Below are 19,510 nucleotides of genomic sequence, written 5' to 3'. Positions count from 1 at the left end.
GTCGGCGGGCGGCGGGAAGGGGGGCGGGAAAGGCGCCGGTGGTGGCGGCAGCTCCGGCCCCGGCGGCGGCCCGGCTGGATCGACCGGGCCGGCGTCCACCGGCGCCGGGTCGCCGGGCTGCTGCGGCGGGTCGGCCAGCGCCGCCGGTGCGCAGCCCAGCGTGAGCACCGCGGCCATTCCCGCGGCGCCGAGCCAGGCGCCGATGCCCGCGAGCTTGAATCCCGACATGTGTGTACCTCCGGTCACAATCTTGGTTTCAAGTGTGGCACAGGACGCTTGTCAGCTAACTCGTGCGGCGAGCCGAAAACACGGCAAAACCAACCCTCACACCACGATGAGCTGGAGGTTTAAGCCACGGTGTAGTGGCGAACGTTACCGCCCCCGCCGCGTCAGGGAACAACGAAGAGCCGCTTGCTGGCCGCGATGCCGATCGCGGAGACGCCCACCAGCAGGGCCGATGCGCACAGCATCGCCGGCGTTCCGGCCCGCTCGAACAGCAGACCCCCGGCCAGCGAACCGCCGGTGATGCCGATCTGGAACGCCGTCACGTACAGCCCCGACGCACCGTCGGGGTCGTCGGGGGCGGTGCGCATCGCCGCCGACTGCAGCATCGGCGACACCGCCATCGCCATCGCCCCCCACAACACGATCGCGGCGGCCCCCGCCACCGTCGTGCCGGTGCTGTGGTGCCCGTTGATCGACAGCACCGCCAGGACGACGAAAGCCGCCGACATCGCGGCCATGCAGCCGCCGGTGATCGCCTTGGGCCGGTGATCCAGCGGTCTGGCCAGCGGCGGCATCGCGATCAGGCCGGCCACGCCGAACGCCGCCAGCAGCCAGGCCAGCCGTGCCCCGGGTACACCGACCACGTCGCCGATGATCACCGCGATGAACGTGTAGGAGATGAAGTGGCCGATGACGGCGATCAGCATCAGCGAGCTCACCCCCAGCAGCCGTCCGTTGCGGTGGTGATGCCGCCCGACCAGCGCCAGCTGGCCGGTGCTGAGCACCAGCGCGGGCAGCGCGACCCGGGCCGCCACGGTGATGGTCGCCGCCGCCACGGTGATGACCACGACGGCCAGCCGCCAGCCCCACAGCAGGCTCATCGCCGATGTCAGCGGGATACCGACCACCAGCGCCAGGCTGGTGCCCACGTAGATCGCCGTGGTCGCCCGGCCGGAATGACTGGGTGGCACCAACCGGGTGGCGATCGGCGCCAACACCGACCACATCAGCCCGTGGGTGACGGCGCACAGCGCCCGGCCCGCGGCCAGCACGGTGAAGTTCGGCGCCATCGCCGAGATCACCTGCGAGGTGGTCAGGCAGAACAGGGTCAGCAGCAGCACCCGGCGGCGCGGCCAGTGCGCGGTCCAGCGCACCAGTGGAATCGTCGTCGCCGCCGCCACCACCGCATACCAGGCCAGCAGGGTCCCGACCAGCGCCTCGCTGACGCCCAGGCCCTCGGAGATCGCCGGCAGCGCGCCCACCGGCAGGATCTCGGCCGTGGCGTAGATGAACGCGGCCGCCGCCAGGATGGCCAACTGCGCCGTGATCCGGGGCGTCCACGGACCGGTTCGGGTGTTTCCAGTTTCGACAGTCATGGTGTGGGGGCAGCGTCGAGTGGTAGTTGGCGCATCGCGCTCCCGGTAACTGCTGGATCACATGGTAACGGCGCGAGGGTCAGGAACGAACCAGCCGCGCGATAGCGGCCGAGGCTTCGGTCAGTTTCGCATCGGCCTCCTCACCGCCGGATGCGACGGCCCCGCGGACGCAGTGCACCAGGTGCTCGTCGAGCAGGTTCAGCGCCACCGAGCGCAAAGCGTTGTTCACCGCGCTGATCTGGGTGAGGACGTCGATGCAGTACTTGTCCTCGTCGATCATCTTGGCGATGCCACGTACCTGCCCCTCGATGCGGCGCAGCCGCTTGGCGTAGTTGTCTTTCCGCGGGGAGTACCCGGGAGCATCGGTGGTCATAGCGTCCCCAACTGTTGATTCATCTGATCTATCTCGGTCTGCTGTCGTGCCGCCAGGGACTGCGCGATGCTGATCGCCTCCGGGCTTTGGCCATGCTGGATCTCGTTGTGTGCCATAGCGATCGCGCCACGGTGGTGGGAGATCATCGACTCCAGCCAGAGCTTGTCGAACGCCGGGCCGCGCAGTTCCCGCAGCCGGTCCATGGTGGCCTGATCCACCATGCCCGGGATGTCGGCCTGGTCCGGGTGCCCGTCGTTCCCGCCGGACGAATCGTCGGGCGCCTCCCACTGCAGCAGTTGGGCCTGGCAGCCCTGCAGTTCGGCCCGCTGCTGCGCGCCGACCCGGTCGGCGAGTTCGACCAGGGCCGGATCGTCGCTCTGCCCGCGGACCATGGCGGTGAGCTCCAGCGCCTGCTGGTGGTGGACGACCATGTTCTCCAGGAACGCGATGTCGCCGGGGCTGCCGGTGTTGGCCGCCGCCGGACTGGTCGACGCGGAGGTCTCCGGCGCCGATTCCGGCGACGAGCGGTGGCAGGCACCGGCAGCGATGCTGACGACGAGCGCGACGACGACGGCAAGGGCTGATCTCATGCGCACACTCTAGCGCATACCCCCGCGGGGTATTATATTCGTTTGGTCCGCTCACCCCAGACCGGCATACTTAGCTGGTGAATTCTGGGAACACCGACGCCACACGGGCGTCCGCCGACATCAAACCGCGCAGCCGCGACGTCACCGACGGCCTGGAACGGGCCGCCGCCCGCGGGATGCTGCGGGCGGTAGGCCTGGGCGACGACGACTTCGCCAAATCCCAGATCGGTGTGGCGTCGTCGTGGAACGAGATCACCCCGTGCAACCTGTCGCTGGACCGGCTGGCCAAGGCCGCCAAGGAAGGCGTCTTCGAAGCCGGCGGGTATCCCCTGGAGTTCGGCACCATCTCGGTCTCCGACGGCATCTCGATGGGGCACGAGGGCATGCACTTCTCACTGGTGTCGCGCGAGGTGATCGCCGACAGCGTCGAGACGGTGATGTGCGCCGAACGGCTCGACGGCTCGGTGCTGCTGGCCGGCTGCGACAAGTCGCTGCCCGGGATGCTGATGGCCGCGGCGCGCCTCGACCTGGCCGCGGTGTTCCTCTACGCGGGCTCGACCATGCCCGGCTACGCCCAGCTCTCCGACGGCACCGAGCGCGAGGTGACGATCATCGACGCCTTCGAGGCGGTCGGGGCCTGTTCGCGTGGGCTGATGTCGCGCGAGGACGTCGACGAGATCGAGCGGTCCATCTGTCCCGGCGAGGGCGCCTGCGGCGGCATGTACACCGCCAACACCATGGCCAGTGCCGCCGAGGCGCTCGGCATGTCGCTGCCGGGCAGCGCATCGCCGCCGTCGGCCGACCGGCGTCGCGACGGCTACGCCCGGCGCAGCGGGGCGGCCGTGGTGGATTTGCTGCGCCGCGGCATCACCGCCCGCGACATCCTGACCAAGGAGGCGTTCGAGAACGCGATCGCGGTGGTGATGGCGTTCGGCGGCTCCACCAACGCGGTGCTACACCTGCTGGCGATCGCTCACGAGGCGCAGGTCGATCTGACCCTGGCCGACTTCTCCCGGGTGGGCGCCAAGGTGCCGCATCTGGCCGATGTGAAACCGTTCGGGCAGCACGTGATGTTCGACATCGACAAGATCGGCGGGGTGCCGGTCATGCTGAAGACCCTGCTGGACGCCGGCCTCTTGCACGGCGACTGCCTTACCGTCACCGGCAAGACGATGGCGGAGAACATCGCCGAGCTCAACCCCCCGATCGTCGACGGCAAGGTGCTGCACGCGCTGACCAATCCCATCCACCCGACCGGCGGCATCACCATCCTGCGCGGTTCACTGGCCCCGGAGGGCGCGGTGGTCAAGTCGGCCGGCTTCGACACCGACGTGTTCGAGGGCACCGCACGGGTTTTCGACGGCGAGCGGGCGGCGCTGGATGCGCTGGAAGACGGCACGATCAGCGCGGGAGACGCGGTGGTGATCCGCTACGAGGGCCCCAAGGGCGGGCCCGGGATGCGCGAGATGCTGGCGATCACCGGCGCGATCAAGGGCGCCGGCCTGGGCAAGGACGTGCTGTTGCTGACCGACGGCCGGTTCTCCGGCGGCACCACCGGGCTGTGCGTGGGCCACATCGCCCCCGAGGCGGTGGACGGCGGGCCGGTGGCGTTCCTGCGCGACGGCGACAAGATCCGGCTCGACGTGGCCAACGCGACCCTGGACGTTGTGGCCGATCCGGATGAATTCGCTTCCCGCGCCGAGGGTTTCACACCTCCCCAGCCGCGCTACACCACCGGCGTGCTGGCGAAGTACCGCAAGCTGGTGGGTTCGGCGGCTATCGGCGCGGTCTGCGGGTAAACCTCCTTCTGCGATTTTCCAGCGCGGGTGGGCCTGCGAGCAGGCCCACCCCGGGTCAGGTGTGTCTGGCCGCCTCGCCCCGAGCCCGCATGCCGAAGTACGCGGCATTCAAGCCGAGGATCGTCAGCAACGCACCCGTGATCACGTTGGACCAGATCATCTCCGCACTCGGCGATCCGTCCATCACGATCCACGGCGACACGATGAACCACACCCCGAACGCCGGCAGGGTCCACGCCAACCCGTGCACGCGGTCCAGCGCCGCGGCCATCGCGCACGCCAGGAACGCGACGCAGAGTCCCACGACCAGGTTGTTGACGGCCAGCCTGGTGGTGGCATCGAATCCGACGATCCACGGGGACACCGCCCCGTAGACGGCCGCCAGCACCGTCAATCCGAAGGTTCCCTGAGCGGACATCGACTCGGCGACACGCTCGTAGCGTGCGCGCAGAGCTAACAGATCAGGGTGGTGTTCGATTGATGAATGGACTGTACTCATTTCGTAACCTTTCTGTTATGCAGCAGGTGATTTGGTGCCCGCTGCACCCATCCATCTGATGAAAGGTTACGCTCGACCACCGCTGGCCAGCAACGAAGAAATGGGCGGCGATTCGCGGCCGGCCGGCGCTATCCGACCACGGCCAACGCGAAACCGTCCCAGCCTTTGACGCCGACGGTCTGCAGCGCCGCCGCCTGCAGATTCGGGTGCTCGCCCATCAGCTCCAACGCGTCGCGGCTGCCGCGCGCCGTAACGTCGTCGGGCCGCGGCTGCAGAATCGCTCCGTCGCGAATCACGTTGTCCACCACGATCACCGACCCGGGACGGCACAGCTTCACCGCCCAATTGAGGTAGCCGACGTTGTTCTCCTTGTCGGCGTCGATGAACACCAGGTCGAACGGATCGCCGGTGAGCGTCGGCAGGGTCTCCAGCGCCGGACCGACGATCACCCGCACCCGGTCACCGACTCCGGCGCGGTCCAGGTTGGCCCGGGCGACATCGGCGTGCCTCGGCTCGTACTCCAGCGTGACCACCGTGCCGTCGGGCCCGGCGGCGCGCGCCAGCCAGATCGTGCTGTAGCCGCCCAACGTCCCGATCTCCAGGATGCGGGTGGCGCGCGTGGCGGCGACCAGCAGACTCAAGAACTTGCCCTGCTGGGCCGAGACGGCGATCGCCGGTAAACCGGCCGCGTCACTGGCGGCCAGCGCGGCCTGCAGATCCCGGTCGTCACCGGCGAAGATGCGGTCCAGCAGGGCGTCGACGTCGCGGGGCGTGGGAGTTTCGGTCACGCCCACCGAGGGTAGCCCTCGACCGAAATTTCCGCCCTCTGGCCCTTTACCCCATACCCCTATAGGGTATATAGTCAATCGGACCGGCGCCCCGCCGGATCTCACAGGAAGGAACGACCCATGGCGAACTACGAGGCAGGAACGGTGCTGACCTGTGGTCACGGTGACTGCGGATGCCGAGTCCGTATCGAATCCGCGTGCCACTGCCCGGATGCCGGCGCGGCCTACAAATGCACGTGCGGTGAGGATCTGGTCCCCGTCAGCTGATGACCGACGGCGTCCGGTGACGCACAACCTCGACCGTTGTGCGTCACCGGACGCCCTCCTTGGTGTACACCACCCGCAGCACGTGGCCCAGTTCGGGACCCATCACGATCTCGGCCAGCTCGCACAGCGTGGCAACGAATTCCGGGCCGTGCGGCGGCCGGATGTCGCACAGATGGTGGGCCATCTCGTGCAGTACCACCAGTTCCCGCAGCGCCCAGTCCCCCTCGCGCCGGTCCGGCACAGCGATAACGCCTGCCGCACCTTGGTTTTCGTAATGCGCCGCGGTAGCGCCGCGGCGGGCGCGCACACTCAATCCCGCCGCACCCGGCCACCGGCTGCGCACCGACGGCAGCGCCAGCACGTCGTCGACGTAGCGCTGTACCGCCGCCACCGAGCCGAAGCGGGCCTCCGGGGGCAGGGTCAACCTGGTGCCGAAGAAGTCGATGTCGCCCGATCCGCGCTCGCCGGCGCGATCGAACAAGGTGCGCACGAAGGCCTCCGCGGCGTAGACCTTGGCGCGCTGGGTGTCGCGCTCGGAACGCTCGCTCACCGCTCCAGCGCGGACCGCGCCACCGACAGCTCGGCATCCCCGCCCAGCCGTGCTCGCCGGCCGGCCCGGTCCCCGGCCCGCCGGGCTGCCGAGGAGTACCCCGCCGAGGCCCGGGTGGCGCGCCAGGTTCCGCGGGCCTGCGACGCGCTGCGGTAATAGTCGCGCAGCTCGATCTCCTTGTTACGCAACGCCAGCGCGGTGCCCGGAGAACGGCGGCGGTCCGTCTCGGCCTCCTTGCGGGCCTCGTCCCGAGCCTCGGCCAGCCGCAGGCCGACCCGGGCACCGAACGCGAGGTGAAAATTGAGCCGGGCGGTGATGGTCGGCGTGGGCCGATGCGCCCCGGTAGCCAGGTAGGCGTCCGACGCCCGCACCATCTGGACGACCAGGCTCGCATACAGGGCGTGCGTGGCGTCGATGTCCTCGGCGAAACCGTAGGCATAGACGAACGTGGAGTTCGACGCGACGTCGCACCGCACGTCGTTGGCCGCGGCGATCCCGACGAACAGCTGTACGTAGGTGCGCAGCCCGCGGGCCCCGGGCGACCCGATGGTGATGGTGCGCTGCACGGGCGCGGTGGCCGCGGTCCGGGTGGCGGAATGCGCCCGCGCCACCGCCAGATCGATCGAGGTGGCGGTGGCCAGCCGCTGCGCCGCGGACATGAACGCGTCGGCCTCATGCACATTGTCGGTGCCTTCGGCCTGGCGCAGCAGTGCGGCGATGCGCGCCAACATCTTGTCGTCGGTGCTCATGTCGGCCACGCTAACCGACGCGAGCGACACCGCGCCGACGGCGAGTCACAGGTGCGCGTCGATCCAGCCCACCACGTCGTCGAGCACCTGCGCACGCTCGGGCTCGTTGAACACCTCGTGGTACAGACCCGGGTACACGATCCGCCGCAGGTCTTCGGACCCGACGCTCTCGGCCAGCCGCCTGCTGCCCTCGGCGGGGATCAGACCGTCCTCGGCGCCGTGCACCACCAGCAGCGGTGCGGTGAGTGCCGCCGCCCGCGACGGCATGGTCTCGCCGACCTTGATCAGCGCCCGCGCCACCCCGGCCGGCACCCGGCCGTGATGCACCAGCGGGTCGTTGTCGTAGGCAGCCACCACCGCCGGATCGCGGGACACCAGGCTGCTGTCGAGCTTCTCGACCGGCAGCCCGGGCGCGATGACGCCGAGCACTTTGGCGGCGAACGCCAGCAACGGCGACACCGTGGCGGCCATGTCCACCGCAGGCCCGGACAGCACCATCAACTGGTAGTCGTCGGGGCGGTCCACTCCGTAGCTGAACACGATCGCCCCGCCCATGCTGTGCCCGAGCACCACTCGCGGCAGCCCGGGGTGCTCGCGGGCAGCCATATCCGCGCAGGTGTGGAAGTCGCCGGTGTATTCCGCGATGTCGCGGACCAGCACCCGCTTGCCCCCGGACCGGCCGTGGCCACGGTGATCCAGCGCATAGGTGACCAGCCCCGCTTCGCCGAACCGCGCCGCCACGTGGTCGTAGCGGCGGGCGTGCTCACCGAAGCCGTGCGAGAGCACCACCACGGCGCGGGGCGTCGTGTCCGGCGTCCAGGTGTCGTAGACGATCCGCACTCCGCGGACACCGTCGAACGTTCGCTCGGTGCGGGTGACGGCCATCAGGGCAGCGTAACGGGCAAACACCGGGCCCCGGTAACCTGAGGCGCCATGGGACGAGTCGAGGGCAAGGTCGCCCTGATCAGCGGCGGCGCGCGCGGCATGGGCGCGGCGCACGCCCGGGCACTGGCCGCCGAGGGCGCGAAGATCGTGATCGGCGACATCCTCGAGGAGGAGGGCGCCAAGCTCGCCGACGAGCTGGGGGCCGACACCGCGCGGTTCGCCCACCTCGATGTCACCCGGGCCGAGCACTGGCAAGCGGCCGTCGCGACCGCGGTCGAGGGCTTCGGCAGCCTCGACGTCTTGGTGAACAACGCCGGGATCGCCAAGTACAACACGATCGAGAACTTCGACGCCGCCGCGTGGCAGCAGGTTCTCGACGTCAACCTGACCGGCACCATGCTGGGCATGCACGCCGCGGTCGCCCCGATGAAGGCCGCCGGCGGCGGCTCCATCATCAACATCTCCTCGGTCGAAGGGATGCGGGGCACCGCCGGCCTGTACGGCTACGTCGCGTCGAAATGGGGGGTGCGCGGGCTGGCCAAGGCCGCCGCGGTGGAACTGGCGCCACACAACATCCGGATCAACAGCGTGCTGCCCGGACTGATCCGCACCCGGATGACGATCGCGATCCCCGACGACTCCCTGCAGATTCCGCTGGGCCGGGGCGCCAAGTCCGCGGAGGTCTCCACCGCGGTGGTGTTCCTGGCCTCCGACGAGTCCTCGTATATGACCGGTTCCGATCTGGTGATCGACGGGGGCCTGTCCGTGGGAATTCCACACAAGACCGGTTAGGACCGCTTTTTCCCAGCTGAGAGCGCCCGTCGAGGCGGCTTCTGGAACGTGTTCTATGATGGCCGGTCATGAAGACCAAGGGCGCATTGTTGTGGGAGCTGAACTCGCCGTGGCGGGTCGACGAGATCGAGCTGGGCGACCCGGTCGAAGGCGAGGTCCAGGTCCGGATGCACGCCGCGGGCATGTGCCACTCCGACTACCACCTGACCACCGGGGCCACCCCGATCGGCCTGCCGGCGCTCGGCGGGCACGAGGGCGCCGGCGTCATCACCAAGGTCGGCAAGGGCGTGACCGGCCTGGAAGAGGGCGACCATGTGGTGATGGCCTTCATCCCGGCCTGCGGTTCCTGCCCGCCGTGCATGAAGGGTTTCCGCTCGCTGTGCGACCGCGGAGCCGTGCTGCTGGGCGGCAAGGCCATCGCCGACGGCACCAACCGGATCCACGCCGGATCCCAGCCGGTCTCCCCGATGAACCTGCTCGGCACCTTCTCCCCGTACATGACCGTGCACGCCGATTCGGTGGTCAAGATCGATCCCGACGTGCCGTTCGAGACCGCGGCGATCATGGGCTGCGCGGTGCCCACCGGATTCGGGTCGGCCACCAACGTCGCCGAGGTCAAGCCCGGTGAGACCGTCATCATCATCGGCGTCGGCGGGATCGGCATGAGCGCCCTGCAGGGCGCGGTGCTCTCCGGCGCCCGGCGCGTCATCGCGATCGACCCGGTGCCGTTCAAGCGCGATGCGGCCGTCAAGTTCGGGGCGACCCATGTCTACCCGTCGATGTCCGAGGCACTGATGCCGGTCATGGAGGAGACGTGGGGCCTGATGGCCGACAAGGTGATCATCGCCGTCGGTGACATGTTGGGCGAGTACATCGAAGAGGCCCTGACCTTGACCGCCAAGACCGGTACCTGCGTGGTCACCGGCATGGGTTCGATGGTCGACGCGGACGTCAAGCTGAACCTGTTCCTGTTCACCATGTTGCAGAAGACGTTGAAGGGCAACATCTTCGGCGGCGGCAGCTCGCACATCGAGACACCGCGGCTGGTGGGCCTCTACAAGTCCGGTTTGCTCAAGATCGACGAGATGATCACCACGACCTACAAACTCGAGGACATCAACGACGGCTACGCCGACATGGTCGACGGCAAGAACATCCGCGGCGTCATCACCTACGACGAATCGGACTGGTGACCGGCTACTTCGCCTCGCGCGGCAACCGGCAGCCGGTGTACCCGGAGACCACCAGGTTTCCCCGGTAGCCGATCTTGATGAAAAGCCCCGTGGGGCCGTAGAAACCGACGTCGTGATTGCCCGGCTGGTTCTGCATCACCTGCACCTCGGTGGCGTCCAGCTTGGCAGCCGCCGCCTTGGCGGTCTGTTCGAGCTTCGCCCAGACCTGCTCTGACACCGCGACATCCCGGGCAACCGCGTCCGGCAGGAAGAAACGCTTACCGTCGGTTTGTTCGTATGGCCGCTCACAGTTTCCGCCATCTCCCTCGTCCAGCGTCTCCCAGACGATGGATGGGATGAGTTGTTTTGCGGCGTCGGTTATCTCATCCATCGTGGCGGCTACTTGAGTTTGCGTGTCCTCTAACGACGGCAACGACTTGAGCACCGCCAAGGCCTCGGCGGCAACGCTGGGCGGGGTGGGTTCATATGGTTGCGTCATGTGACATCCTGCGGTGAGTGCGGCGATGGCCAAGACAGCGAACAGGCATCGTCGCGGCTGGGGTGGAGACACTCGGTGAAACATCAATTTCCGTGAACCGCCTTATCGCCGAGGCCCGCCAGGACCGCGGCGATGTTGTAATTCGTGGTCCGCAGGCCTCCGCCGTCGGGGAAGCGCGGGTAGTCACTGTGCCCGTGGGCCTCTTGCAGGGTGATGGTGCCGCCATGCCCGTCGGGCACGCTCGCGGCGCCGGTGGCCAAGCGGGTGAATTCGGGGTTGGTGGCCGGGTTGGGCCCGAAGTCGCCGAGCTCGTTGTTGAGGTAGGTGCCCAGGATCGGAATGCCCTGGCCGACAGCCCTGGCGTCGTAGACCCATTGAATGGGGTCGTCGGGGGCTTCCATGGCGAACACCTGACCAGGATGCAGTTGCAGGTCCCCGGGTGTGGACGCCTCGATGCCGGGAGACCCGTAGAACAGCGCCCGCGACACCCCGTGATCGCCGGGCTCCTGTAGGGCCAGTCCGGTGGTCAGCGACCCGTACGAGTGCCCGATCGCGGTCAGATCGGCGGGGCCGCCCAGGTGCGAGGCCTGGATCCCGTCGTAGAAGCGAGCCAGATCGTGCGCGCCGGCCCTGGCGAGGTCGTCGTGGGTGACTCCCCAGATGCCGGCCAGCGACGCGGTCTTGTCGTCGAAGCCGGGCACCTGCGGGGGGTCGTACCCGATCCAGGCGATCGTCGAGACGGTATCGCTTTCGTGTCCCGGCTCGAACCGCAATTGCCGCAGCGCTTCCCGCCTGACGTTGGTTGCTTCTTCGGTCATTCCCCCGATGGCGCCGTGCACCGTGGTGTTCAGCCCGGGTGCGGTGACCGAGACATGGGTGGCCTTGTCCGGATCACCGACCGCGATGGCCGCCCGGGCCTGCGTGCCGCTCTGAGTGTCCAACAGCATCAGTTTGCGATTCGGACCGGCCAGCAACGCCTTATCGACAGCTTGCAGGTCGGGCAGATACTTGGACGCCTCACGGGCCGCGTCGTACTGGCGTTGCCAGTTCTCGTAGGCGACGCGGTCGTCGAAGATCGCTCCCGGCTCATTGGGATGCGGAATGTTGTTGCCGGCAGCCCAGTCCGGATGCTGGTTGCGCAGCGCATCGGCCTGCGCGGCCGCACCCTGCGCCCGCGAGAGTTCGTCCGCCAGGTGCAGCTTGTTGTAGTGGTCGTAGCCCAGATGATCCGGCGGATCGCAGGGCATGCCCGGATGGTTGCCGATGTTGTGGTCGGCGTTGTAGAGCCAGTCCTTCTGACCGGGCGTCAGGCTGTTCCAGTAGTCGTTGAACTCTTTGGGATCGTCGGGCACGGGTCCCGGCGGCGGTGCCGGCGCGTCGGCGTCGAATTCGCCCAACGCAGCGTCGGGGTCGTAGCCGTCGCGCACCCGCAGGTTCGTCAAGGCCTGTTGCAGGGTCTTGGAGTAGCCGTTGCGGATGACCGTGGCATTGTGCAGCGCGGTCTCGGTGTCGTTCTCGGCCAGCTGGCGGCACGCGGCGATGTCCGCGTCGTGGTCGTAGCCCTGACTCTCCTGCTCCAGGTACACCCCGATACGGGCGTCGAGGACGATCAGGTTGGCGTTGAGCGCGGTGATGTTGGCCAGCGAGGCGGCGCGGGCCTGCGCCAAGGCGGCGGCGATGGTCTCCAGGTCTGCCGCGATCTGGCCGAGTTGTTGATTGGTGGCGTGCAGGCCGTCCTTGACCCGCTGCACCTCGGCGCTGTTGTTGATCGGTTGCTCGCCGTTCTCCCTGTTGTACTGCTCGAAGTGCTGCTGGGCGGTGACGAAGGCTTCCTCGGCCGAGGTGGCCGATCCGGCGGCCGAATGGAATGCCTGAGCCAGGAAGTCGATCTGGGTGGGGCTGCCGGCCTGCAGACTGTCGTCGACCGCCCACGGATCACCGCCCGCGTGGGAGATAAGCGCGCCGATCTGCAAGTACTGCAGCGTCGGACGACTCACGCGACAGACCCGGCGTCGTAGCGCACGCCGGTTTCGACGGACATCGCCTGCTACCTCCGTATGTCTCGGCGGTTGGGGTGAGACTACCGGCAACGACCACGTTGCGCGCTAACCTTGGCGGTCATGACCGGCCTGCTCGATGTGCGACGGGCGGACGACCGCGCGGCCACCCGTACCTCCTGGCTGAATTCGCGGCATTCGTTCTCGTTCAACGACTACTACGATCCGGACAACACCCACCACGGGCTGCTGCTGGTCAACAACGACGACGTCGTGGCGCCCGCCTCGGGGTTCGGCACCCATCCGCACCGCGACGCCGAGATCGTCACCTGGGTGCTCTCCGGCGAGTTGACCCACCGCGATTCGATCGGCAATTCCGGGGTGATCCGCCCGGGGCTGGCCCAGCGGATGTCGGCCGGAACCGGTATCCGGCATTCGGAGACGAACGAATCAACCAGTGAGCCCGTGCATTTCGTCCAGATGTGGATAATGCCCGATACCCCGGGACGCACCCCGGGTTATCAACAGCAGGACATCGGCGACGCACTGGGGGGCGGGGATCTGGTCACCGTCGCCTCCGGCAGTGACCCGCAGGCCGCGATCACCATCGGCAACGCCGATGCCACGCTCTACGCGGCCCGGCCCCGGCCCGGAGGCTGCGTCGCACTTCCCGATGCCGCCTACCTGCACCTGTTCATCGCGCTCGGCCGGGTGGACGTGGAGGGCATCGGAGAGCTGACCGCCGGTGACGCGGTCCGCCTCACCGGCGGCGGCGGTCGACGGCTCACCGCGACCGACCCGTCGGAGGTGCTTGTGTGGGCCATGGCCAAGCGCCTGGGCGGTGGGTGAGACCGCGCGGGCCGGAACGCGCCTCAGGGCATGTCGACCTTGGCGGCCAGCCAGCGGCCGTTCACCTTCTCCATGGTCATCACGATGCGGCTGCGGTCGATCTTCGCCTGCGGAGAGGCCTTGTTACTCACCGACTGATCGACGAACAGCAGCACCTCGACCTTGTTCTTGGTGGCGGACTTGACGGCCGACTCGACGACGGTGCCATGTGCGGCCGCCTTGTTCTCGATCAGCAGTTGACGCAGCTGCTCGCTGGAGGCGGCATACATATTCTTGAATTCGCCGGTGGCCCCGTCGAGGACCTCGGCGAAGTTCTGGTCGATCGCCCCCGGATCCACCCCGGTCAGCACCAGGGTGTATTTCTCGGCGGCGTCGAGTGCCTGTGCGGCGGCCACCTCGCGCTGATGGTGGGCGAACAGCAGCCAGCCCTCGTAGGCCGCGCCGATCAGGCCCAGCGCCAATACCGCAGCGGCGACCCACCGCCACCTCGAGTCTCTCCGCGCCGCAGGGACCTGGTCGGCAACGCTCTTATCGGTCTTATCGGCGGCCTCGGCCGGCGGTGACTCCTCGGTCACCGTGTCGGGCCCGTCAGCGGTCTCGACTACCGGTTCCGTTGACGTTTCGAGGTCGGCCGCTCCGTCTTCACCGTCCGGCACCTGCACTACCCTCCCTGGACCGAGCCGTTCGGCCGCAACGCACCCCGAACCTACCGCACCCGGCGGCGGCCGGCGCTCAGGTGCAAGCCCCGGAGTTACGCAACGCGTCGCCCCACCCGGCGGCGGAATCGATGTGGGGACGGGTGAAGCCCGCCGGCTGCTTCTTCCGCATGCTGTCGGCGATGCGGGAGAGCTGGAACAGCACCCCGGTCAGCTGCTCGCCGCCGTAGATCGCTGAATACGGCCCGTAGTTGTTGGGGGTGTTGCGGATCGTCAGCGGCTTGAGCCTCGGCGCCAAAAAACCCGTCGCCCGGTCGATGTTGGCCACCACCGCATCGGCCTGCGACTGCACGCCGGCGTAGACATCGGCTCGCTGCGCCAGGGCGCGGTTGACGTCGTTGATCTGCCCCATCAACGGGTCGAATTGCGCGTTGAACCACTGGCACGAGTCCGACATGCCGCCGATCATCTCGGGGGTGACCTGGTAGGTGAAGGTGTTGTAGGGCCAGAAGTCCATGTGCGGCGTCCAGTCGGTGGGCGCCGGCGAAAACACCGGGAGGGCCGGCGGCTGGTCGGGGTCGGCGGCGGCGGGTCCCGGCGCCGACACCACCCCGGTCGCCGCCGCGCACGCGGCCAACCCGGCGGCGGCCCACGCCCACCAGCTGCGCATCGTCAGTCTCCCCGTGTTCGGTTTCGTCCATCGTCGAGTATCGTCACCGGACCCGCCCGCCGGTCGCGGAATCCGCGAAATCCGTGCTACCCGTGAGTAACCCGCCATAACCTCAGTCATGTTGGCCGAAGCGCCCCTACCGGAGCACGGTCTCCGACATCATGGCCGGATGAAAGGCCGCGCTGACACCCGATGAGATTTCCTCGGACCGTCGCGGCGCACATACCACCGGTTCCTTCACCCGTTGGTGCCGGAATCGCGGAACCCTACCTGGGAGTAAGAACGGTGGCTACCATGTCCGCCATGGATCATCGGCCCAACCGGGAAACAGCCCCATCCAGTGGCCACAAGTCCGCGATAGGCGGCCGATGACCACCCAGGATCACCGTGATTTCGCCGATGAGGCGCCCCTCGACGGGGTGGCCGCCATCGAGGACTGGACCCTCGGCTACGTCAACCGGCATCCGCTGGCATCGCTGACCACGGTCGGTGAGCAGTGCGTGCTGGCCGTACGCACCGTGCAGTACTTCTTCATCGACCTGTTCACCGGCCGGTTCCAGTGGGGCGAGTTCGTCCGGCAGAGCGCGTTCATGGCCAACACCGCGGTGCTGCCCACGATCCTGGTGGCATTGCCGATCGGGGTGACCCTGTCCATCCAGTTCGCGCTGCTGGCCAACCAGGTCGGGGCGACCTCGCTGGCCGGCGCGGCCGCCGGGCTGGCCGTCATCCGGCAGGCCGCCTCCCTGGTGGCGGCGATGCTGATGGCCGCCGCGGTCGGCTCGGCCATCACCGCCGACCTGGGCTCCCGCACCATGCGGGAGGAGACCGACGCCATGGAGGTGATGGGCGTCTCGGTGATCCGACGCCTGGTGGTCCCGCGCTTCGGCGCGGCCATCATGATCGGCGTGGCCCTGACCGGGATCACCTGCTTCGTCGGGTTCCTGGCCAGCTATCTGTTCAACGTCTACTTCCAGAAGGGCGCCCCCGGCAGTTTCGTGGCGACGTTCTCCTCGTTCGCCACCACCGGCGACATGATCGTGGCGCTGATCAAAGCCGTGGTCTACGGCGCGATCGTCGCGGTGGTGGCCTGCCAGAAGGGCCTGTCCACCCGGGGCGGACCGGCCGGCGTCGCCAACTCGGTGAACGCTTCGGTGGTCGAGGCGATCCTGGTGCTGATGATCGTCAACGTCGCCATCAGCGAGCTCTACAACGTGCTGTATCCACGGACCGGGTTGTGAGATGACGGTCTCCCCGTATGTTCCGGCGATCGCGCGCCCGCTGCTGCGGGCCTACCGGATGGCATCCGGCCCCACCATCCGGCTGGGCCACATGCTGGTCTTCTTCGGCCGCGCCGCCGCCGGCGTCCCGACCGTGCTGCGGCACTACCGCAAGGAGTTCGTGCGGCTGCTCTCCGATATCGCGTGGGGCAACGGCTCCATCGTGGTCGGCGGGGGCACCGCCGGGGTGGCCGTGGTGCTCGGCTTCACCGCCGGCGCGCTGGTGGCGATCGAAGGCTACAACTTCTTGAACCTGCTCGGCCTCGGCCCGGCCACCGGCATCATCTCCTCGCTGGTCAACACCCGGGAGCTGGCGCCGATCATGGCGTCGATGGCGTTCGCCATGCAGGCCGGCTGCCGGTTCACCGCGCAGCTCGGCGCGATGCGGATCGCCGAGGAGATCGACGCGCTGGATTCGATCGCGATCCGGCCGATCCCGTTCCTGGTCACCACCCGGTTGCTGGCCGCGACCCTCGCGGTGATCCCGCTGTACGTGGCGTGCCTGGCCATCACCTACCTGACCTGTCAGCTGGTCACCGGCATCATCAGCGGCGGCTCGATCGGTCCGTACCTGCACTACTTCACGATGATGTTGAGCGGCAAGGACATCGTCTATTCGGTGCTCAAGTGCGTGGTGTTCGTGTGGCTGGCCTCCACCGTGCAGTGCTACTACGGCTTCTACGCCTCCGGCGGACCCGAAGGCGTCGGGGTGGCCGCCGGCCGCGCCATGCGGGCGTCCATCACGATCGTGATCATGGTCAACATGCTGCTGACCATGGCGTTGTGGAGCATCGACTCCGGCGCAAGGTTCGGTGGCTGATGGGCAATTCGCTCGACACCGACGGGCGCGGTCCCTCCGAAGGCCAACTGCTGGTCGCCGGGGTCGCGGTTCTGGTGGTGATCGCGCTGGCCACCGCCGGCCTGCTGGCCAAATCCACCGGCGTGCTCAACAGCTACGTGCGGGTGGTGGCCGACCTGATGAACGTCGGCGACGGGCTGCCCGCCCAATCCGACGTCAAGTACCACGGCCTGCTGGTCGGCAACGTCACCGACGTGATCCCGGCTGCCTACGGCAAGCCCAACTACGTGCACATCAACCTCAAACCCAACCACGCCAAGGACATTCCGACGTCGGTGACCGCCCGGGTGGTGCCCTCGAACGTCTTCGCGGTGTCGTCCATTCAGCTGGTCGACTCCGGCGACGGAGCCGGCGGTCCCGCCATCCGCGACGGCTCGCACATCGCCGAGAACGGCGAACTGTCGACGGTGATCTTCCAGACCACGGTCTCCAAACTGCGCGACATCCTGGCCGCCACCGGCCGGGGCCGCGAGGACCACAGCCTGGGCATCCTGGCCGCCGTCGGTGCGGCCACCGACAACCGGCGGGTCAAGCTGCTGCACGCCGGCGCGAACATGTCCCGGCTGCTGGATCAGCTCAACAGCATCGTCGCCACCGAACCCGGGCCGACCACGGTCTCGGCGCTGCTCGACGCCACCCACGGCCTGCAGGCAAGCGCCCCCGACCTGGTCGACGCACTGCACCAGGCGGTCGAGCCGATGCGCGCGTTCGCCGAAAAACGCGCCGAGCTGGCCTCGCTGGTCGCCGGTGGCCAGCACACCGTGGGCGTGGCGCGCGAGGCGTTCGACAACCATGTCGACCAGCTGATCCAGATCACCCACGACCTCACGCCCGTCATCGGCGTGCTGGCAAACAACGCCGACAAGTACGTCCCGATCTTCACCCGGGTCAACCGGCTCTCCGACAAATTCTTCGACCAGCTCTACGATCACCGGCTGATCACCGGGATGATGCGCGCCAACCTGTCCTTCACCCCGCTGCACACCTACACCCGGGCGGACTGCCCGCAGTACGGCGAACTGAAGGGACCGAGCTGCTTCACCGCGCCGATGATCTCGGTCCGGCCCGACCTGCCCGAGACGCTGTTGCCGCAGAACTACCGGTTCCCGGCCGGCCTGGAACCACCGCCGGGCACCGAGATCGGTCCCGACGGCAACCTGCATGCCGTCGGGCCGCCCCTGGTCAATCCCAATCGCAGCCTGGAGGACACCAACCCGCCGCTGCCGTGGTGGACCGGTCCGTTCCCGCGGGTCCCGGGCACCGCCGACCCGCTCGACCCCGCGCCGCCACCACCGCCGAGCCCTCCCATCCCGGCCCAACCGCACGCCCCGGAGTGGCAGCCGCCGGCACCGGTGGCACCCGCCGCCTACGGCGGCAACGTAGGTCCCGTCGGCAGTCAGGCCGAACGCGAACAGCTCGGGCTGATCACCGGGCTGGGCACCGGCCGCGGGCAGCCGGCGTCGGTGGCCACCCAGCTGTTGCTCGGCCCCGTCGCGCGCGGAACCTCGGTGTCGTGGGCCCCGGCCGAAGGGGGAGCCCACAAGTGAGCTTCCGCAGACCCCTGATCGGCCTGTCCGTCTTCATGGTCGTGGCGATGGTGCTGACCTGGCTGGTCTACGCCACACTGCGCCGCGATGTGGCCGGCGCGACCACGCCGTATGCGGCGGTGTTCACCGACGTCTACGGACTGCGCGAGGGCGACGACGTCCGGATGGCCGGCGTCCGGGTGGGCCGGGTCGAGAAGGTCGAGCTGGACGGGAAAGCGGCCGGCCCCCCGAAAGCAAAGGTCTCGTTCATCGTCCAAAGCGACCAGAAGCTGTACGGCAACACGGTCGCGTCGGTGACGTATCAGAACATCATCGGCCAGCGCTACCTCGGCTTGTCGCTGGGTTCCCACGGCAGCACCGAGCAGCTGCCGCGCGGAAGCGTGATCGGCGTCGAGCACACCGAACCGTCCTTCGACGTCGGCGCGCTGCTCAACGGGTTCAAACCACTGATGTCGCTGCTCGACCCCAAGCAGGCCGACGATCTGACCCGCGGTGTGCTGCAGTCGCTGCAGGGCGACCAGGCGTCGATCACCGACCTGGTGGACCAGTCGTCGACGCTGACCGCGACGCTGGCCGGGCGCGACGAGGTGCTCGGTGACCTGATCACCAGCCTCAACAGGCTGGCCGGCACCGTCGCCGGCCAGAACGATCAGCTCGACCATGCGCTGACCCAGGCCCGGCGAGCGCTGACCGACCTGGACTCGCGTCGCCCGGCGTTGCAGTCCTCGGTCAGCTCCCTGGCCCAGGTGACGCGGCAGCTGTCGCGCATCGCCGACGAGGTCTTCCCGTCCCTGGAGGAGATGATCAACCGGGAGCCCGGCTTCACCAAGCACATGGCCGGGATCGAACCGCAGCTGGCGTTCACCGGCGCCAACCTACCGCTGCTGCTCAAGGGCCTGGGCCGGGCATTCGGGGACGGCGCCTACGGCAACGCCTACCTCTGCGACCTGAACGTCGCGGGATTCTTCCCGGGCTTCAACGACATCACCACGATCATCGTCAACGCCGCGACCCCCGGCAATGCTCGCCCGATAACCCGGGAGAACCTGGCCTGGCACACACCCCAATGCAGGAACACCGTCGATGGGTAA

Annotated in this window: 21 protein-coding genes and 1 pseudogene; 9 read left to right on the top strand and 13 right to left on the bottom strand. The window is 68.4% G+C overall.

Going from position 1 to position 19,510, the window contains the following annotated elements; all coding sequences use genetic code 11:
- The 4 genes and pseudogenes from BST28_RS11605 to BST28_RS11590 form a co-directional block, all read right to left on the bottom strand.
- Positions 1-228: pseudogene (locus BST28_RS11605) on the bottom strand (L,D-transpeptidase); the annotation flags it as partial.
- Between the two features lie 161 nt (positions 229-389).
- Positions 390-1,601: an MFS transporter gene (locus BST28_RS11600; RefSeq protein WP_065289428.1), complete on the bottom strand. Its 1,212-nt coding sequence runs from the start codon at positions 1,599-1,601 to the stop codon at positions 390-392.
- Between the two features lie 79 nt (positions 1,602-1,680).
- A complete protein-coding gene (gene ricR, locus BST28_RS11595) occupies positions 1,681-1,974 on the bottom strand; it encodes a copper-sensing transcriptional repressor RicR (protein ID WP_019737970.1) in 294 nt (97 codons plus the stop codon).
- Positions 1,971-2,564 (bottom strand): DUF305 domain-containing protein, encoded by a 594-nt coding sequence (locus tag BST28_RS11590; protein WP_083081129.1) that lies wholly within the window; start codon positions 2,562-2,564, stop codon positions 1,971-1,973. Before BST28_RS11590 ends, ricR begins: the two co-directional genes overlap by 4 nt.
- A gap of 77 nt (positions 2,565-2,641) precedes the next feature.
- Here BST28_RS11590 and ilvD point away from each other — a divergent pair, with 77 nt between their 5' ends.
- Entirely contained in the window at positions 2,642-4,363 is a 1,722-nt protein-coding gene (gene ilvD, locus BST28_RS11585) for a dihydroxy-acid dehydratase (RefSeq protein ID WP_065289427.1), read from the top strand.
- 55 nt (positions 4,364-4,418) lie between these two features.
- On the opposite strand, the gene BST28_RS11580 is transcribed toward ilvD, so the two are convergent.
- Both BST28_RS11580 and BST28_RS11575 read right to left on the bottom strand, forming a co-directional pair.
- A complete protein-coding gene (locus tag BST28_RS11580; RefSeq protein ID WP_083081116.1) occupies positions 4,419-4,862 on the bottom strand; it encodes an SPW repeat protein in 444 nt (147 codons plus the stop codon).
- 128 nt (positions 4,863-4,990) lie between these two features.
- Complete coding sequence (locus BST28_RS11575; RefSeq protein ID WP_065289425.1) at positions 4,991-5,650, bottom strand: O-methyltransferase; 660 nt, start codon at positions 5,648-5,650, stop codon at positions 4,991-4,993.
- Between the two features lie 120 nt (positions 5,651-5,770).
- Here BST28_RS11575 and mymT point away from each other — a divergent pair, with 120 nt between their 5' ends.
- The gene (gene mymT, locus BST28_RS11570) at positions 5,771-5,917 is read left to right on the top strand and encodes a copper-binding metallothionein MymT (RefSeq protein ID WP_019737964.1); all 147 of its coding nucleotides are present in this window, start codon (positions 5,771-5,773) and stop codon (positions 5,915-5,917) included.
- 43 nt (positions 5,918-5,960) lie between these two features.
- Here the strand turns inward: mymT and BST28_RS11565 are convergent, their stop codons facing one another.
- The 3 genes from BST28_RS11565 to BST28_RS11555 are packed head-to-tail and all read right to left on the bottom strand — an operon-like array spanning position 5,961 to position 8,101.
- Positions 5,961-6,467, bottom strand: coding sequence for a TIGR04338 family metallohydrolase (locus tag BST28_RS11565; RefSeq protein WP_065289424.1), 507 nt, complete (start codon positions 6,465-6,467; stop codon positions 5,961-5,963).
- Complete coding sequence (locus tag BST28_RS11560; RefSeq protein ID WP_065289431.1) at positions 6,464-7,216, bottom strand: DUF2786 domain-containing protein; 753 nt, start codon at positions 7,214-7,216, stop codon at positions 6,464-6,466. The genes BST28_RS11565 and BST28_RS11560 overlap by 4 nt, the downstream gene beginning before the upstream one ends.
- A 45-nt stretch (positions 7,217-7,261) precedes the next feature.
- Positions 7,262-8,101: an alpha/beta hydrolase gene (locus BST28_RS11555; protein WP_065289423.1), complete on the bottom strand. Its 840-nt coding sequence runs from the start codon at positions 8,099-8,101 to the stop codon at positions 7,262-7,264.
- 48 nt (positions 8,102-8,149) lie between these two features.
- Between BST28_RS11555 and BST28_RS11550 the strand changes: the two genes are divergently transcribed.
- A complete protein-coding gene (locus BST28_RS11550; RefSeq protein WP_065289422.1) occupies positions 8,150-8,893 on the top strand; it encodes a glucose 1-dehydrogenase in 744 nt (247 codons plus the stop codon).
- Positions 8,894-8,961: 68 nt separating this feature from the next.
- Positions 8,962-10,086, top strand: a complete 1,125-nt coding sequence (locus BST28_RS11545; RefSeq protein WP_065289421.1) for an NDMA-dependent alcohol dehydrogenase — start codon at positions 8,962-8,964, stop codon at positions 10,084-10,086.
- A 4-nt stretch (positions 10,087-10,090) separates the two neighbouring features.
- On the opposite strand, the gene BST28_RS11540 is transcribed toward BST28_RS11545, so the two are convergent.
- Positions 10,091-10,564 carry an LppA family lipoprotein gene (locus BST28_RS11540; protein WP_083081112.1) on the bottom strand — a complete coding sequence of 158 codons (474 nt, stop codon included), beginning with the start codon at positions 10,562-10,564 and terminating at the stop codon, positions 10,091-10,093.
- An 83-nt stretch (positions 10,565-10,647) separates the two neighbouring features.
- Positions 10,648-12,561, bottom strand: coding sequence for a putative alpha/beta hydrolase (locus BST28_RS11535; protein ID WP_083081109.1), 1,914 nt, complete (start codon positions 12,559-12,561; stop codon positions 10,648-10,650).
- A gap of 123 nt (positions 12,562-12,684) precedes the next feature.
- Between BST28_RS11535 and BST28_RS11530 the strand changes: the two genes are divergently transcribed.
- On the top strand, positions 12,685-13,410 hold the full coding sequence (locus BST28_RS11530) for a pirin family protein (protein WP_083081106.1): 726 nt from the start codon (positions 12,685-12,687) through the stop codon (positions 13,408-13,410).
- Positions 13,411-13,433: 23 nt separating this feature from the next.
- Here BST28_RS11530 and BST28_RS11525 read toward each other — a convergent pair whose 3' ends face one another.
- Both BST28_RS11525 and BST28_RS11520 read right to left on the bottom strand, forming a co-directional pair.
- Positions 13,434-14,072 carry an Rv1363c family protein gene (locus tag BST28_RS11525; RefSeq protein ID WP_019738510.1) on the bottom strand — a complete coding sequence of 213 codons (639 nt, stop codon included), beginning with the start codon at positions 14,070-14,072 and terminating at the stop codon, positions 13,434-13,436.
- Between the two features lie 70 nt (positions 14,073-14,142).
- Positions 14,143-14,736, bottom strand: a complete 594-nt coding sequence (locus BST28_RS11520) for a hypothetical protein (protein ID WP_083081102.1) — start codon at positions 14,734-14,736, stop codon at positions 14,143-14,145.
- 368 nt (positions 14,737-15,104) lie between these two features.
- Between BST28_RS11520 and BST28_RS11515 the strand changes: the two genes are divergently transcribed.
- From BST28_RS11515 to BST28_RS11500, 4 genes are read left to right on the top strand one after another with little or no spacing between them, the layout of a single operon-like run.
- Positions 15,105-15,974: an MlaE family ABC transporter permease gene (locus BST28_RS11515; RefSeq protein WP_083081099.1), complete on the top strand. Its 870-nt coding sequence runs from the start codon at positions 15,105-15,107 to the stop codon at positions 15,972-15,974.
- 1 nt (position 15,975) lies between these two features.
- On the top strand, positions 15,976-16,833 hold the full coding sequence (locus tag BST28_RS11510) for an ABC transporter permease (RefSeq protein ID WP_019738207.1): 858 nt from the start codon (positions 15,976-15,978) through the stop codon (positions 16,831-16,833).
- Positions 16,833-18,419, top strand: a complete 1,587-nt coding sequence (locus BST28_RS11505) for an MlaD family protein (protein WP_083081096.1) — start codon at positions 16,833-16,835, stop codon at positions 18,417-18,419. Before BST28_RS11510 ends, BST28_RS11505 begins: the two co-directional genes overlap by 1 nt.
- The gene (locus BST28_RS11500; RefSeq protein WP_019735780.1) at positions 18,416-19,510 is read left to right on the top strand and encodes an MlaD family protein; all 1,095 of its coding nucleotides are present in this window, start codon (positions 18,416-18,418) and stop codon (positions 19,508-19,510) included. Before BST28_RS11505 ends, BST28_RS11500 begins: the two co-directional genes overlap by 4 nt.

The organism is Mycolicibacter kumamotonensis (genome assembly GCF_002086285.1).
Taxonomy (GTDB): domain Bacteria; phylum Actinomycetota; class Actinomycetes; order Mycobacteriales; family Mycobacteriaceae; genus Mycobacterium; species Mycobacterium kumamotonense.
The sequence above is the reverse complement of the archived record's forward strand: the minus strand, read 5'-3'. Positions and strand labels throughout refer to the sequence as shown.

Excerpts from the sequence above, each read along its gene's own strand:
- BST28_RS11600 (WP_065289428.1), bottom strand. The coding sequence starts at position 1,601 with ATGACTGTCGAAACTGGAAACACCCGAACCGGTCCGTGGACGCCCCGG.
- ricR (WP_019737970.1), bottom strand. The coding sequence starts at position 1,974 with ATGACCACCGATGCTCCCGGGTACTCCCCGCGGAAAGACAACTACGCC.
- BST28_RS11590 (WP_083081129.1), bottom strand. The coding sequence starts at position 2,564 with ATGAGATCAGCCCTTGCCGTCGTCGTCGCGCTCGTCGTCAGCATCGCT.
- BST28_RS11580 (WP_083081116.1), bottom strand. The coding sequence starts at position 4,862 with ATGAGTACAGTCCATTCATCAATCGAACACCACCCTGATCTGTTAGCT.
- mymT (WP_019737964.1), top strand. The coding sequence starts at position 5,771 with ATGGCGAACTACGAGGCAGGAACGGTGCTGACCTGTGGTCACGGTGAC.
- BST28_RS11560 (WP_065289431.1), bottom strand. The coding sequence starts at position 7,216 with ATGAGCACCGACGACAAGATGTTGGCGCGCATCGCCGCACTGCTGCGC.
- BST28_RS11555 (WP_065289423.1), bottom strand. The coding sequence starts at position 8,101 with ATGGCCGTCACCCGCACCGAGCGAACGTTCGACGGTGTCCGCGGAGTG.
- BST28_RS11550 (WP_065289422.1), top strand. The coding sequence starts at position 8,150 with ATGGGACGAGTCGAGGGCAAGGTCGCCCTGATCAGCGGCGGCGCGCGC.
- BST28_RS11545 (WP_065289421.1), top strand. The coding sequence starts at position 8,962 with ATGAAGACCAAGGGCGCATTGTTGTGGGAGCTGAACTCGCCGTGGCGG.
- BST28_RS11540 (WP_083081112.1), bottom strand. The coding sequence starts at position 10,564 with ATGACGCAACCATATGAACCCACCCCGCCCAGCGTTGCCGCCGAGGCC.
- BST28_RS11530 (WP_083081106.1), top strand. The coding sequence starts at position 12,685 with ATGACCGGCCTGCTCGATGTGCGACGGGCGGACGACCGCGCGGCCACC.
- BST28_RS11520 (WP_083081102.1), bottom strand. The coding sequence starts at position 14,736 with ATGCGCAGCTGGTGGGCGTGGGCCGCCGCCGGGTTGGCCGCGTGCGCG.
- BST28_RS11515 (WP_083081099.1), top strand. The coding sequence starts at position 15,105 with ATGACCACCCAGGATCACCGTGATTTCGCCGATGAGGCGCCCCTCGAC.
- BST28_RS11510 (WP_019738207.1), top strand. The coding sequence starts at position 15,976 with ATGACGGTCTCCCCGTATGTTCCGGCGATCGCGCGCCCGCTGCTGCGG.
- BST28_RS11505 (WP_083081096.1), top strand. The coding sequence starts at position 16,833 with ATGGGCAATTCGCTCGACACCGACGGGCGCGGTCCCTCCGAAGGCCAA.